Genomic DNA, 14,613 nt, shown 5'->3' on the forward strand with positions numbered 1-14,613 from the left:
CCTTGGGAATTGGCGGCGGGTCCATACTGAGATATTGCAGCGACGACATCTTGCCGCTGGCGCCGAGCTCCCCTAGTCGTTGAACTATCGCGTCGAGGTCGTCGCAGTCGAGCTCGTAGATGGCGATGAACGGGCCCTTGCCGTCGGTGGGCGCGAAGCGGCGCGCCGAAACAATGCCGTCCACCGAGCAGATCTCGGCCAGATGGGTGTCGTTGTACCACTTGTGGTACTCCTCCTCGAGGTCGGACGACACCGGCATGGTCTGCAAGTAGATAACGCCTTTAGGCATGGTGCGACTCCAATTCGTTTGTGGTGCTGGTTAACCGCCCGACCACGGCTTCACCTTCAGGAATCCCCCGCCGTCGACCCGGAGCTGCTGGCCGGTGATGTAGCGGGCGGCGTCGGACGCCAGGAACAGCACGGCCTCGCTGATGTCCTCGGGTTCGACGTAGGGAATGGGCATGGCCTGCACCAGCGGGAAAACCGGCTCGGCGTCTTCGCGGGTCGGGTTCTTCAGGTCGGGCCGGAAGGCTCGGTACATCGGTGCGCTGTGCAACATGTCGGTGTTGACGTTCGTCGGGTGCACCGCGTTCATCCGGATGGAGAACGGAGCCAGGGAGCGTGCAAAGTCGTTGACATAGTGGGCAGCAGCGATTTTCGCGAAGGCGTACCCCGCCCCTCCGGGACCGCCATCGATCCCGGAGGTGTTCATCGACGACATGAAGGCCGCGTTGGAGCCGATCACGATGATCGACGCACCGGAGTCCAGATGCTTGAGGCTGGCGTGCACCAGGTTGAGCACGCCGCCCAGGTCCACGTCGACGGCATCGGCGAAGGCCTGCGGCGGCAGGCCCGCCGTCAACGGACAGATGCCGGCGTTGGCGACCACGACGTCGAGGTGACCGAGCTCTGCGACACCGCGATCGATCGCCGCCGACAGAGCCGCGCGATCGCGAACATCGGCGATCTCGGCGACGACGCGCTGGCCCTCCTTCTCGACCAGACGAGCGGTTTCGTCGAGGTCTTCGGGCCGGGCCAGTGGGTACTCGTTGGTCTCGATGTCTTCGCACAAGTCGATCGCGATGATGTCGGCGCCCTCGGCGGCGAGCATCCGCGCGTGCGAGCGCCCTTGTCCGCGCGCGGCTCCACTGACTACCGCGACCTTGCCTGTCACCCTGCCCATAGCCGATCCCTTCTCATGCGCTCAACAATGCGACCTACATTGGGGCTCAAGCCATTCGATATGGGGACCGTCATCTCCAGTCGTCGCTGCGGGCTGGGCAAGGGCGCTGACCCGGCCGTCGATCAGGACCGGACGAGCGTTCGACTCCATTGCTTCTCTTCCACGCGCTGCGTCATTGCAGGACAGGCTGACGAATATCTATAGTATCTATACTACCTAAAATAGAAAAGACACCGAAAAGGGCGGACAGATGACAGGCGCGCGCATTGGCGTCCCCGTCGTCGAGCTGGCTTCGTAGACATACATTCCGGCTACCATGTCGCGTTGGCAGACTGCGGCGCCGGCGCCATCCAGGTGGAGAGCGTCGTGCGCGGTGACCCTGGCCGCACGCTGGTGGTCGGAACCTGTAACCTGCCCTCGAATACCGTCTGGTGGAGGGACATGTCATGACTTCGGGCGTCGAACAGCTGGAATTTCAGGCCGAGGCGCGGCAACTGCTGGACCTGATGGTCCACTCGGTCTACTCCGACAAGGATTCGTTTCTGCGCGAGCTGATCTCCAACGCCTCAGATGCGCTCGACAAGCTGCGGATCGAAGCATTCCGCAACAAGGACCTGGACGTCGACACGTCCGATCTGCACATCGAGATCGACGTCGACAAGGACGCCCGCACCCTGACCATCCGCGACAACGGCATTGGCATGACCCGCGCCGAGGTGGTCGATCTGATCGGCACGCTGGCCAAATCCGGCACCGCCGAGCTGCGTCAGCAGTTGCGGGACGCCCAGAACGCCAAAAACCCAGCGGTCTCCGAGGAGCTGATCGGTCAGTTCGGCATCGGCTTCTACTCCACCTTCATGGTGGCCGACAAGGTCGAGCTGCTCACGCACAAGGCGGGCGACAGCGAGGCCACCAAGTGGGAGTCGAGCGGCGATGGCACCTACACCATCGCCACCGTCGAGGGCGCTCCGCAGGGGACATCGGTCACCTTGCATCTCAAGCCAGCGGATGCCGAGGACGCGATCCACGACTACACCTCGGAGTGGAAGATCCGGACGCTGGTCAAGAAGTACTCCGACTTCATCGCCTGGCCGATCCGGATGGAGGTCGAAAAGACCACACCCGGTGAAGATGGCGGTGAAGACACCGTCACCAAGGAGGTCGAGACCCTCAACTCGGGTAAGGCGCTGTGGGCCCGGCCCAAAGACGAGGTATCCGACGAGGAGTACAAGGAGTTCTACAAGCACATCGCGCACGCCTGGGATGAGCCGCTCGAGGTCATCTCGATGAAGGCCGAGGGCACTTTCGAGTATCAAGCCCTGCTCTTCATTCCGTCGCGGGCCCCGCTCGACTTGTACGAACCGGACGCCGCGATCGGCGTGCAGCTGTATGTCAAGCGGGTGTTCATCATGGGCGACTGCGACCAGCTGATGCCTCGATACCTGCGGTTCGTCAAGGGTGTCGTGGATGCACAGGACCTGTCGCTGAACGTTTCCCGCGAGATCCTGCAGCAGGACCGGCAGATCAACGCGATCCGGCGGCGGTTGACCAAGAAGGTCCTGTCGACCATCAAGGATCTGCAGTCTGAGCGGCCGGACGATTACCGCACGTTCTGGAGTGAGTTCGGCAAGGTCCTCAAAGAAGGATTGATGCGGGACTTCGACAACCAGGAGACGCTGCTGGAAATCTCGTCGTTCGCCTCGACACACAGCGAGGAGCAGCTGACCACGCTGGCCGAGTATGTCGGGCGGATGAAAGAAGGCCAGCGGCAGATCTTCTACGCCACCGGTGAATCGCCGCAGCAGATCCTGAACACGCCGCACCTCGAAGCGTTCAAGGCGAAAGGCTATGAGGTGCTACTGCTCTCCGACACGGTCGATGAGATCTGGTTGGGATCGGTGACCGAGTTCGACGGCAAACCCCTGCAGTCGGTGGCGATGGGCGACGTAGACCTCGACTCCGAGGAAGAGAAGGCGGCGCACGAGGCCGAACGTAAAGAACAGGAAGCGGATTTCGCCGATTTGCTGACCTGGCTGACCGAGACACTTGGCGAGCACGTCAAGGAAGTGCGGCTATCCACCCGCCTGACCGACTCGCCGGCCTGCCTGATCACCGACGCCTTCGGCATCACCCCGTCGCTGGCTCGCATCTATCGCGCCACCGGGCAGGATGTCCCGGTCGGGAAGCGGACGTTGGAGCTCAACCCGACCCACCCGCTGATCACCGGTCTGCAGCAGGCCCACAAAGACCGCGGCGACGATCCGACGAACGGCGAAACTGCCGAATTGCTCTACGGTGCTGCCCTTCTCGCAGAAGGCAACGCACCCGAAGATCCGGCCCGGTTCGCCGAATTGCTGGCGCACCGGCTGGCGCGGACGGTTTAGCGGCCCACTTTCCCGTGCTTGACCTGATTGAACGGTACGCCGCGGTCGGCGGCGTATTCGCGAGGGAAATTCAACACCCGCTCGCCGATGACGTTGCGGGCCAACTCGCTGGTGCCGCCACCAATACACACCGTTTGTCGGGCGAGATAGCGCAGACCGGTCTCCAGGCCCTCCCCCTCAGCACCGACGACTCCGGCCGTTCCGGTGATGGCCAATCCGGCGTCCATCTCCAAAGTCACTGTCTCGGCGTGGAATAGCCGCAGCAGAGTACCCGCGGCGGGCGGCAGCGTGCCGTCGTTGACGCTGCGGAAGACGTGGGCGCCCAGTTGGTCACTGACCGCCCGATGCACCAGCGCGCGTCCGGCGATCTGCCGCACTCGTTCGTTGTCAGCTTGTCCGGTCTTCTCGGCGAGCCGCACGTAGTTCACCGGGGTGGATCGGCCGCCCTCGCTGCCGCTGCCGCTGGCGAATTCCGAGCCCATGCCGACCGCGCGGCGCTCGTGATAGAGCTGGCGCGAGGCCACCGACCACCCGTCGTTGACCTCGCCGACGACAGCGTCATCACCGACATCGACGTTGTCGAGGAACTCCTCGCAGAATTCGGTGGATCCATTCAGCTGAGTGATCCGCCGCAACGTGATCCCGGGATGCTTGATCGGCACCAAGAACATGGTCAGGCCGTCGTGCTTGGGCACATCCCAATTCGTGCGGGCCAGGCACAAGCCATAGTCGGCGCCGAATGCGCTGGTGCTCCACGTCTTTGCGCCGTTGAGCACCCAGTGGTCGCCGTCGCGCTCTGCGCGGGTGAGCACACCCGCGAGGTCTGAGCCGCCACTGGGCTCGGACAACAGCTGAACCAATATCTCGTCACCGCGTAGCGCGGCGCCGATGTGCTTACGCTTCTGTTCCTCGCTGCCGGTGTCGAGCAACGTCGCACAGCAGATGGTGAACGTCGGCGTATTGAGGATCAGCGGCATCTCATAGCTGAGGCTTTCGTCGTTGAACGCCTTCTGATACTCGTAGTCCAACCCCAAGCCGCCGTACTCGCGGGGAAAGCAGATCCCGGCGAATCCGCCTTCATAGAGCCGCTTTTGGAGCTCGCGAGCACGCAGCCAGCAACGCTCCTCGTCGCGATGAGCCGCCGGCGGGTGCGCTGGGTCGATGGGCGGCATGTTCTCGGCCAGCCAGGCCCGCGCCCGGGCCCGGAAGTCATCGATCGATTCGGCCTGCGCGACAGCGTCGGCGCGGTACGTCTCGGTCATCAGGCGGACCTCGGCGACGCCTGCTGACCCGCCTCCTGCAACTGGTACACCCGCAGGTTGTGTTCCTCCGGGGTCCCGAACATGGACCGATACAACGCGGCCCGCCGCAAGTACACGTGCAGATCGTGCTCCCATGTCACGCCGATACCGCCGTGCATCTGCACGCAGGCCTGGATGATCTCGGTAGCCGTCTCCCCGACGTAGGACTTGGCAATGCTGGCCGACAAGGCGGTATCCGGCGAACGGTCGGCGATGGCTGCCACCGCCGCGGAAGTTGTTGCCCGGCAAGCTTCCAGCCACATCTTCATATCGGCGAAGCGGTGCTTGAGCGCCTGATAGGACGCCAACGGGCGGCCGAAACTGTGCCGATCCAAAGCCCAGGCCACAGTGAAGTCGAAAACGGTCTGCAGAATGCCGACCACTTCGGCGCACTGCAGCACCTGGGCGATTTGGCTTTGCCGGTCGATCAACTCGGCGCCACCGCCGATCGCCGCGCCGTGGTCGACCTCGACCCCGTCGAAATGCACACGGGCATACTGCTTTACCAAATCGATCGACTGCTGCGGTTCTACGCGCACACCCGTTGCGTCGGTCGGCACCAGAAATTGGCGCACGCCGTCGTCCGTTCGCGCCACCACGAGCAGAAGGCTGCTTTGCGCGCCGCCCTCCACGCGGTCCTTGACACCGTCGATGCGGTAGCCGGAATCGGTCGGCGTCGCGGTGACCGCCGGGTCATGCGGTGCCCAACCCCGCCCGGGTTCGTATACCGCCCACGACGCGACGATCTCACCGGCGATCAGCGCCTCAATCGTCGCCGCGTGCGATTGCGGGTCGGCGGAATCCACCAGACCGGCAAGCACCGTGCTGACTGGATACAACGGGCCGGGAGCCACTGTCTTGCCGAGTTGTTCGGCCACCATGGCCAGATCAGCCACCCCGTCGCCCGAGACGCTGCCGCCGCCGAGTTCCTCGGGGACCAGCAACGCGGTCCAGCCGAGCTCGGCGGCTCGGAGCCACCAGGCCGGCTCGAAGGAGACACCTTGAGCGTGCAGCTCCCGCACCCGGCTCAGCGGAACCTCTTTTTGCAGAAATGCTTGGGTGGTGGAGGCGAAGAGTATCTTTTCGGGGGAATCGACGGCAGTCATGATGTTGGCTAAGACCTTCCTGGCCTTCCTTCACCGTTGCGGATGAAGGCCCGGCGTGTGTCCCAGTCGGTGGTCGCTGGTGACCCGATGGTAGCAATGAGCAATACAGTAAGAGATACCGGAGTTCAGTCGATAATGACGTTGAGGAGTCGCGGTCGCCATGGCTGACCCGGGCAAAGGGCCGCAGGATTCCGCCAAGGCGAAGGCGGATGCGCTCGCATTAGCCGAGCAAGCCGAGGCTGAAGCCGCCGAGGCCGAGGCGCTTGCCGCAGCTGCCCGCGCTCGGGCTCTCGCCATCAAGCTGCGGCGCGAAGCACAGGCTCGAGCTGACGAAGAGGCCGACGCGACGACCGCCGACGCCGACGAGGCCGAAGATGGCGCCGACGAGACTTCGGAAGCGCCCGATGCCACCGAGACCGTCGAGACTGCAGAAGCTCCTGCGCCCACCGAAACGGCCGAACCCGAGCCGGTCGAGCCCGAGCCGGGCCGCCGCCGGTTGCGGGTACCGAACTGGGCCCAGGGCCTCACCATTGCCGCGGTGGTCGCCATCTGCGCATTGCTCGGCGTCAGCGGCTGGATGGCCTGGCATCACCACAACGTCGTGCAGGAGCGGCAGCGGGCCGCGGCCTACATCGCCGCCGCCCGGCAAGGCGTCGTCAACCTGACATCGCTGGATTTCAACAAGGCCAAAGAAGACGTCCAGCGCGTGCTCGACAGTGCCACCGGAGCATTCAAAGACGATTTCCAAAGGCGTGCAGAGGATTTCGAGTCGGTGGTCAAGGATTCCAAAGCAGTGACCGAAGGATCGGTCGCGGCCGCGGCGGTCGAATCGATGGACAACGATTCCGCGGTCGTTCTGGTGCTGGCCAACGAGCGGGTCACCAATATCGCCGGCGCCAAGGATCAACCGCGGACGTTCCGGTTTCGGGTGTCGGTGGTGCACGACGGCGATCAGCTGAAGTTGTCGAAAGTGGAGTTCGTGCTGTGAGCGCCGACGACGAAACCACGCCCGACGTCGAGCCCACCGACGAGGTCGAGGTCGACGCCGCGACCGATGACAAAGAGAAAGACTCGGCCGTCGACGAGGTCGACAAGGCCGCGGACAGCGCCGACAGCTCGCCCGCAGCCCGACGAAGTCTCCCCGCCATCCCGCTCATTCCGGCGGCTTTGGTGCTGGGTCTGCTGGCCGCCGGTGGGCTGGCCGGATGGCTGTACTTCGCCCAGTTTCGGCCCGACACGCAGACTGACAAGGCGGTCGCACAGAGTGCGGTCAACGCGGCCCGCGATGGCACCGTGGCGTTGCTGTCCTACAAGCCCGACACCCTCAATCAGGACTTCGCCGCGGCCAGGTCCCACCTCACCGGTGACTTCCTGAACTACTACGACCAGTTCACCAAGGAGGTCGTGACACCGGCTGCCCAGTCGAAGGCGGTGGCGACCACCGCTCAGGTCGTGGGCGCGGCGGCGTCAGAGCTGCACCCGAATTCGGCGGTCGTGCTGGTCTTCGTCAACCAGGTGACCACCAGCAAGGAACGGCCGGACCCGGCGATGGCCTCCAGCAGCGTGCTGGTGTCGTTGACCAAGGTGCACGGCGACTGGCTGATCACCAAGTTCGATCCGATCTAGACGGCGAACGACCGCCGCAGCGTCTGCGCGTGCAACGCGGTGCTCTCCTGCGAGACAACCCAGTCCGGCACCGCCGAGTCGAACCCATGGAACGTGGCTGCCGCAACGTGCAACTCTGTGTGCACAAAAGCGTGGAGCAGCCGGTTCGCGTAGTCGATGGCTTCGTCGCGGCACGGGTCGATCTCGGCACAACTGATGAACGCGGGCGGCAGGCCTTCCAGGTTCGCCCGATGGGCCGGAACGTGGTGCGCCGTCGCGGCGCCGTGGCCGAGGTAGTGCGCCCACGCGCGGCTCACCGCGGGGCCGTTGAGGCCGGGGCTGCGCTGGAATTCCCGTCGCGATGGCGTCGCGTCCGAATCCAGCATCGGCTGATGCAGCACCTGGGCCAGGATCGTCGGACCCTCCTGGTCGAACGTGCGCTGTGCCACGGCGGCGACCAGAGCCCCGCCCGCGTCACGCCCCATCACGACGACCCGGTCGCCGTCCGCGTCGAGTTGCGCGCTGTTGTCCACGACGTAGCGAAACGCCGCGTCCACGTCGTCGAGCGCCGCCGGGCAGGGGTGCTCGGGCGCCAGCCGGTAATCGACCGACACCACCAGGCAGCTCGCGTCGCGCGCCAGTTGCACGCAGTGCGCGTGGTCGGTGTCGAGGTTCCCGGTCACGAAGCCACCGCCGTGGGCGTACACGACCAGTGGCGCCGCAGTCGTGGCCGGGCCGCGGTATAGGCGCAGGCCAAGCTGCCGGCCGGCCGGGCCCGGGATGGCACGGTCTTCTATCGCGACGTTGCCGGTGTCGACGGCGGCCGCCCGAGCGGCGGCGATCCGGTCGGCACGCTCTCGCTCGGCGGGCAGCGACTCCGCCTGGAATTCGTTGACGTCCAGGCTGGCCGCGGCGTCCCGCAGTGCCGGATCGATGCGGCCGATCCCTCTGGGCCTCGCGACCCCTGCGCGATCGGTCTCAGTCGTCATGCTCTCGTCCTTCGGCTGTTAGGTCACCCTATTTAAGCCGTTGGCAAAGCAGACCGGTAATTCGCGGTGCCCGAGCCGCCTGCTCACTCGAAACTGACGTCGACGGCCGTTCGTTCCCCGGGGAGTGCTTTGACGGTGGACGGCAGCCCGTACAACGCGGTCGCGTTGCCACGCATGATCCGTTCACGTTGGGGCGCCGGGAACCGGTTGATCGCATAGGTCGGCGAGTCGTAGCTCCAGTGCGGATAGTCCGTGGAGAACATCAGGTTGTCGCCGAGGTCCATCATTTCCAGGTAGTCGCGGAACTGTTTGACGTCGGCGTCTTCCAGCGGCTGGGTGGTGAACCGGACGTGTTCGCGGACGTACTCCGACGGCCGGCGACGCACATGCGGAAGGTCGGCGCGACGAGCCTCCCAGATCCGGTCCATCCGCCACATCACCGGCATCGCCCAGGTGAACCCGCCCTCGACGAACACCACCCGCAGATCGGGGTGCCGGTCGAAGGCGCCGTCGAACACCAGGCTCATCAGGTGCGAGACGTACAGCAGCGGCCACGAGGCGAAGAAGTCATGCCAGTGCGCCGGGTTGCCGACCGGATAGAGCGGAACCAGCTCGAACGGCGTCTGCCCCATCAAATGGGTGGCCACCGGTAGCCCATTGGCGGACGCGGCCGCGTACAGCGGATCGAAATGCGGGTTGCCGAAAGGGATTCCACGTGTTTGCGGCGTCATCAAGACCTGCGCCATGTACGGGTGGCCGGCCCACCGTTCTACCTCGCGCGCCGCCAGGTCGGGCACCTGCGCGCTGACGCTGATCGATCCGCGCCAGCGACCGTGGGCGTTGTTGCGGTCCAGCCAGACATCGGCGAGCCAGTCGTTGTAGGTGGACTTCAGCACGTGTTCGGCCTGCGGCAGCTGCGCGTCGCACATCGGTTCCAGCGTGGCAATGCTGACCCCGGCGTCGAGCAGCAGTTGTTTGGCGGCGTAGTCGGGATCGGTGCCTGCGAAACCGCCACCAGGTGGGGCCGCGTCGACGCGCATCGAGTTGGTCTTGTAGGAATCGGGCGTGTCGTAGAAGTGCGGGATCGGCGTCACGGCGTTTCCGGTTGGCCAGATCTTGTCCACCCACTCGGGAGGCGCGTACGACTTGAGGACGTCGGTCGAGACGGGCATTGGGTGCACATCGGTGTCAACGATGGCGACTGCGATCTCGTCGTGCTCGGTGTGCGGGTTGACCCGCTCGATCGTGGTCATCGAACGCTCTCCTCCGCCGGTGCGCCGAGTCCGTAAAGTTCGCTGGCGTTTCGCCACAACACGTTGTCGCGTTGCGCGCTGTCCAGTCCGCCGGCGGCCTGCTCGGGTAAGGACGTAGACCAATGAGGGTAGCCCGATCCGTACATCAGTAGGTCGGCCTTGCCGGAGAACTCAATCCACCGCTGCATCTGGCCCGGATCGGTTGGCCCGTCGAACGACGACGAACAGAACCGGACATGGTCGGGCAGATAGTCGCTGGGATAACGGTCGACCCAGGGTGTCTGATCGCGCATCGACAGCCAGAAAGTATCCAGCCGCCACATCAGCGGGGTCAGGATGTCGTAACCGCCGTCAGCGAACACGAACCTCAGATCGGGATGGCGTCCGAAGACACCCTCGATGATCAGCGTCGCCAAGTGCACGAAGTAGTTCAGTGGCATGAAGGCCGCGTAGCCGGGATAGGTGTGGGCGTGACCGGCGAACGTGGGCGGATAGTCGACGCCGTTGCCACCGTTGATGTGCACGGCAACCGGAAGCCGGTGCGCCGCAGCGGCTTCCCAGATCGCCTCGAACATCGGTTTGCCGTAAGGCTCGCGGGACTGCATGGGCACACCGACTTGCACCAGCTTGGGATGTGCGGCAAGACGCTCGATCTCGGCGACAGCACCCTTGGGGTCCTCCGGGTTGACCCGGATGGTTCCGCGGAACCGGTTCGAAGAATCTGGCTCCAGCCACCGGTCCAGCAGCCAATCGTTGACCGCGGCACAGATTCGGCTGTTGAGCAGATAGTCGGCAATGTTGCCTCGGGTCAACGGGTTCAGCACCGCGTAATCGACTTTGGCATCGTCGAACAGGTGGCGGGCAACGGTTTCGCGGTCTGACCCCGGGTAGTGCTCGCCGTACAGGTCCTGCCGGTAGTTTCCCCCCGGCGCCTGATACCACTGTTGCTCCACGTCGGGGATCGCCCGCAGTTTGTGGGCATCGGGTAGGTAGCGCCTGATTTCGGCGTTGTAGCGGAAATGCGGCTGAACGTTCGTGTCGATGATCATGCGGTCAGGTACACCTTCCCGTCGTCAACATCGACGTCGTAGGTGCGGACCCGCCGCTTGGGATCGGCAAGGTTTTGACCCGTGGTGACATCGAATTCCCAGTTATGCCAAGGGCATCGGACGATCTGGCCGTCTTTGACGCGCCGAAGGCCGCCGGGTTCGTCGGGCGCAGTTTCATTGGTTCCGCCGATCAGGCCCTCGCATAGCGGAGCGCCCTCGTGGGAGCAGTAGTTGACGATCGCGTGTAGTGCGCCGCGCACGTTGTAAACCCCGACGCCGAATTTCCCGACGTCGACGAGCTTCATCGCACCCGGCGGCAGGTCGTCGAGCGAGCAGACGAATCGACGTTCTGGCACGGTTAATACTGTCCTCGTTACGGTAACCACCACAAGCCATTGGGCTTCGTTGCTATCTATATTATGATAGCGAGATTCCATGCGCCCCCCTAAGGAGCGGCAATGACGCTGCGCACCGATAGTCCGGATCTTGGCGACGAGCCGGTCACCCTGGACACCACGGGCGAAACCAGCCCCTACCCGTTCTTCGAATACATGCGACGCACCGATCCGGTGTTCCACGGGTCGCTGATGGACCACGAACTGATGCCGCCAGAGTTGAAACCGGAAGACGAGTGGGTCTTGTTCGGTTACGACGGCGTCTTCCAGGCATTCCGTGACGACAAGATCTTCACCTCCGCTGCCTACGACAAGACCATCGGGCTGGTGATGGGCCACATGATCCTGGCCATGGGCGGCAAGGAGCATCACGACCATAGAAGCTTGGTAGCCAAGGCATTTCGTGCAACCGCGCTTGAGCGCTGGGAGCCATCGGTCATCGGTCCGGTCTGCGATCAACTGATCGACGAGATCAAGAACGACGGGCACGCCGACCTGGTGAAGGCGCTGACATTCGAGTTCCCCACCCGGATCATCTCCGAACTGCTCGGGCTCCCTCGCGAGGACCTTGACTTGTTCCGGCGGCTCTCGCTGGACATCATCTCGATCCCGACCGACATCATGGCGGGGTTGACCGCGGCCAACGAGTTGCACGATTACTTCCTCGACCAGGTCGAGCAGCGTCGCCGCACACTGACCAACGACATCATCGGCGATCTCGTCGCCGCGGAGATCGACGGCGAAAAGCTCACCGACGAGGCCATCATCGCCTTCTTGAGGCTGCTGCTGCCCGCAGGCTTGGAAACCACCTACCGGTCGTCGGGCAACCTGCTCTACCTGTTGCTCACCCACCCCGAGCAGTTGGCGATGGTCCAACGGGACCGGTCGTTGATACCGGCAGCGATCGAAGAAGGACTGCGCTACGAAACACCGCTCGTCATGGTCATGCGCACCACTACCGAGGATGTCGAGGTGAGCGGCCACACCATCCCCGCCAATGCGCAGGTGGATTTGTGTATGGGGTCGGCAAACCGCGACGAGAGTCGGTGGGACAACGCCACCAGCTTCGACATCCGCCGGCCTCGCCAAGCGCACATCTCGTTCGCCGGGGGGATCCACATGTGTCTCGGAATGCATTTGGCCCGGATGGAAACCCGGGTGATGCTGAACAGCCTGTTGGACCGGGCCCCGGACTTGGCTCTGCTGGCCGACGACGGGACCGGCGAGGAGTCCAAGATTGTGGGCCCGATCTTCCGGTCTCCCAACAAGCTTCCCGTGACCTTCAGCGTCGGGTCATGAAAAGCCGCGCCGCGATCCTGCACGACGTCGGTGGCCCGTGGTCGGTCGAGGAATTCGAGCTGGATCCGCCCAAGGCCGGTGAGGTTCTGGTGAAAATGGCCGCCGCCGGGTTGTGCCACTCCGACGATCACATTCTCAAGGGCGACATGTCGGCGCCCAACGAGGTGATGCGGTCCATGGGGTTGCCCAGCATGTTTCCCATCATCGGTGGCCATGAGGGTTCGGGCATCGTGCAAGAAGTCGGTGAGGGCGTCACGGAGTTCGCGCCGGGCGATCACGTGGTGATGTCGTTCGTCGCGGTCTGCGGCCAATGTCGTTGGTGTGCAACCGGAGCCGAGTACATCTGCGATGTGGGCGCCGGCACCATGATCCCGGGCATGCCCACCGACGGCACGTTCCGTCACCATACTGCCGACGGCCGGGACCTCGGTCACCTCGCCAAGGTGGGCACCTTCGCCGAACACACTGTGGTGTCTCCGAATTCGCTCGTCAAGATCGAGCAGCACCTGCGGTTGGCACCCAGCGCGCTGCTGTCGTGCGCGATCCCGACCGGCTACGGCTCGGTCTCCAACCGCTCGAACATGCGCGCCGGCGACACCGTCGTGGTGATCGGCGTCGGCGGCATCGGCACGGCCGCCATCCAAAGCGCCCGGATCAACGGTGCCGCCCAGATCATCGCCGTCGATCCCGTTGAGTTCAAGCAGAAGTCAGCGTTGCGGTTCGGCGCTACGCATAGCGCCGGATCAGCCGAGGAGGCGATCGACTTGGTGCGCGGTCTGACGTACGGCGTGATGGCCGACGCCGTGGTGGTATCGCCGTCGTTGATGAGCCGCGAAGACGTCCGCGACGGAGTGGCACTGACTCGTAAGGGCGGCACCTGCGTGCTCACCGGGATGACATCGCAGCTGACCCAGTCGGTCAAGATCAACTTGCAGGAATTCATCTTGATGAACAAGACGCTGGCGGGCACCATCTTCGGCTCGTGCAACCCGAAGGCCGACATCGACCGGCTGGCCAAGCTGTACCAGAGCGGGCAACTGCTGCTCGACGAGATGATCACCAAGCGCTACCGTCTCGACGACATCAACGATGCCTACGCCGACTTGCTCAACGGTGAAATCGTCCGCGGTATCATCGATTTCGGAGTGGCCTGACCTGAGCTCGCCAGCATTGGTTCTCGTTCACGGTGGCCAGCATTCAGCGGATTGTTGGGATCTCACCGTCGACGAGTTGCATCGGCGGGCGCCGCATGTGCCGGTGCTGGCGGTGGACATGCCCGGTCACGGCACCATACCCGGCGACCTGAGCACGGTGAGCATCGCCGATTGTGTGCGATCGGCAGTCCAGCAGATCGAAGACGCCGGCCTTGGCGACGTGATAGTCGTCGGGCATTCGCTGGCCGGACTGACGGTGCCCGGCATGGTCACCAAGCTGGGATCTCCGCGGGTGCGGGAGATGGTCCTGGCGGCAGCCTGTCTGCCCGTTCAGGGCAGGGCGATCGTGGACACGCTCGTTGGGCCGCTGGCCTGGTACGTGCGACGGGCGGTTCGGCTGCGAAAGCAGCCGTCGACAATGCCGAATGCGCTGAGCGCGTTGATCTTTTGCAACGGCATGACCCGCCAGCAGCGGCGCTACACCATGTCCCGGGTGCACCCCGAGGCAACAACGCTCATCACCGAACCGGTCGATCGCAGCGATCTGCCCGACGACGTTCCACGGACCTGGATCCTGACGCTGCGCGATCACGCCCTGTCTCGCCGCGTCCAGTTGCACAGCATCGCCGCAGTCGGCGGCGTGCAGACGCTGATCCCTGTCGACACCTGCCACGATCTGATGATCAGCGAACCCGCACTGCTGGCCGAAATCCTGATCGATCGCTGTCGGCTGCGGTCACGAGACAGCTAGTATTTCGGCCTGAAATTACTTGTGTCACTTTGGTTTAGCGCTGCAAATTTGTCGGTCACCATCGTTACTATTTGAACATGGGTTCTAGTGGTCGGGAAGAGGTCGTCGCGGTCTTCGACGTGCTCGAAGCGCTGGCGCTGTATC

Annotated in this window: 14 protein-coding genes; 6 read left to right on the forward strand and 8 right to left on the reverse strand. The window is 64.2% G+C overall.

All coding sequences use genetic code 11. The features are described 5' to 3' along the window. Together WAN02_RS33915 and WAN02_RS33920 are read right to left on the reverse strand one after the other, a co-directional pair. Positions 1-289 (reverse strand): hypothetical protein (locus WAN02_RS33915; protein WP_422269727.1); only part of this gene is annotated, 289 nt, incomplete at its 3' end. Between the two features lie 30 nt (positions 290-319). Next, entirely contained in the window at positions 320-1,183 is an 864-nt protein-coding gene (locus tag WAN02_RS33920; protein ID WP_422269728.1) for a mycofactocin-coupled SDR family oxidoreductase, read from the reverse strand. A 446-nt stretch (positions 1,184-1,629) separates the two neighbouring features. On the opposite strand from WAN02_RS33920, the gene htpG reads away from it, so the two are divergent. Then, on the forward strand, positions 1,630-3,567 hold the full coding sequence (htpG, locus tag WAN02_RS33925) for a molecular chaperone HtpG (RefSeq protein WP_422269729.1): 1,938 nt from the start codon (positions 1,630-1,632) through the stop codon (positions 3,565-3,567). Here the strand turns inward: htpG and WAN02_RS33930 are convergent. Then, positions 3,564-4,829, reverse strand: coding sequence for an acyl-CoA dehydrogenase family protein (locus tag WAN02_RS33930; protein ID WP_422269730.1), 1,266 nt, complete (start codon positions 4,827-4,829; stop codon positions 3,564-3,566). The genes htpG and WAN02_RS33930 overlap by 4 nt on opposite strands. Continuing rightward, positions 4,829-5,974 (reverse strand): acyl-CoA dehydrogenase family protein, encoded by a 1,146-nt coding sequence (locus tag WAN02_RS33935; RefSeq protein ID WP_422269731.1) that lies wholly within the window; start codon positions 5,972-5,974, stop codon positions 4,829-4,831. Before WAN02_RS33935 ends, WAN02_RS33930 begins: the two co-directional genes overlap by 1 nt. A gap of 160 nt (positions 5,975-6,134) precedes the next feature. On the opposite strand from WAN02_RS33935, the gene WAN02_RS33940 reads away from it, so the two are divergent. Both WAN02_RS33940 and WAN02_RS33945 read left to right on the forward strand, forming a co-directional pair. Next, positions 6,135-6,962 carry a hypothetical protein gene (locus WAN02_RS33940; RefSeq protein WP_422269732.1) on the forward strand — a complete coding sequence of 276 codons (828 nt, stop codon included), beginning with the start codon at positions 6,135-6,137 and terminating at the stop codon, positions 6,960-6,962. Then, positions 6,959-7,600, forward strand: coding sequence for a hypothetical protein (locus WAN02_RS33945; RefSeq protein WP_422269733.1), 642 nt, complete (start codon positions 6,959-6,961; stop codon positions 7,598-7,600). The genes WAN02_RS33940 and WAN02_RS33945 overlap by 4 nt, the downstream gene beginning before the upstream one ends. Here the strand turns inward: WAN02_RS33945 and WAN02_RS33950 are convergent. From WAN02_RS33950 to WAN02_RS33965, 4 genes are all read right to left on the reverse strand, one after another. After that, positions 7,597-8,568 (reverse strand): alpha/beta hydrolase, encoded by a 972-nt coding sequence (locus WAN02_RS33950; protein WP_422269734.1) that lies wholly within the window; start codon positions 8,566-8,568, stop codon positions 7,597-7,599. The genes WAN02_RS33945 and WAN02_RS33950 overlap by 4 nt on opposite strands. 83 nt (positions 8,569-8,651) lie before the next feature. Continuing rightward, entirely contained in the window at positions 8,652-9,821 is a 1,170-nt protein-coding gene (locus WAN02_RS33955) for an amidohydrolase family protein (protein WP_422269735.1), read from the reverse strand. After that, positions 9,818-10,870 (reverse strand): amidohydrolase family protein, encoded by a 1,053-nt coding sequence (locus WAN02_RS33960; protein ID WP_422269736.1) that lies wholly within the window; start codon positions 10,868-10,870, stop codon positions 9,818-9,820. The genes WAN02_RS33955 and WAN02_RS33960 overlap by 4 nt, the downstream gene beginning before the upstream one ends. Continuing rightward, positions 10,867-11,226 (reverse strand): Rieske (2Fe-2S) protein, encoded by a 360-nt coding sequence (locus WAN02_RS33965; RefSeq protein ID WP_422269737.1) that lies wholly within the window; start codon positions 11,224-11,226, stop codon positions 10,867-10,869. The genes WAN02_RS33960 and WAN02_RS33965 overlap by 4 nt, the downstream gene beginning before the upstream one ends. A gap of 102 nt (positions 11,227-11,328) precedes the next feature. Between WAN02_RS33965 and WAN02_RS33970 the strand changes: the two genes are divergently transcribed. Genes WAN02_RS33970 through WAN02_RS33980 form a run of 3 tightly spaced genes read left to right on the forward strand, consistent with a single transcriptional unit; the run spans position 11,329 to position 14,469 of the window. Then, the gene (locus tag WAN02_RS33970; protein WP_422269738.1) at positions 11,329-12,564 is read left to right on the forward strand and encodes a cytochrome P450; all 1,236 of its coding nucleotides are present in this window, start codon (positions 11,329-11,331) and stop codon (positions 12,562-12,564) included. Then, positions 12,561-13,718, forward strand: coding sequence for a Zn-dependent alcohol dehydrogenase (locus tag WAN02_RS33975; RefSeq protein ID WP_422269739.1), 1,158 nt, complete (start codon positions 12,561-12,563; stop codon positions 13,716-13,718). The genes WAN02_RS33970 and WAN02_RS33975 overlap by 4 nt, the downstream gene beginning before the upstream one ends. Before the next feature lie 16 nt (positions 13,719-13,734). Next, positions 13,735-14,469, forward strand: coding sequence for an alpha/beta fold hydrolase (locus tag WAN02_RS33980; protein ID WP_422269740.1), 735 nt, complete (start codon positions 13,735-13,737; stop codon positions 14,467-14,469). Positions 14,470-14,613 lie beyond the last annotated feature (144 nt).

The sequence above is a fragment of the Mycobacterium sp. genome (genome assembly GCF_049281135.1).
Taxonomy (GTDB): Bacteria; Actinomycetota; Actinomycetes; order Mycobacteriales; family Mycobacteriaceae; genus Mycobacterium.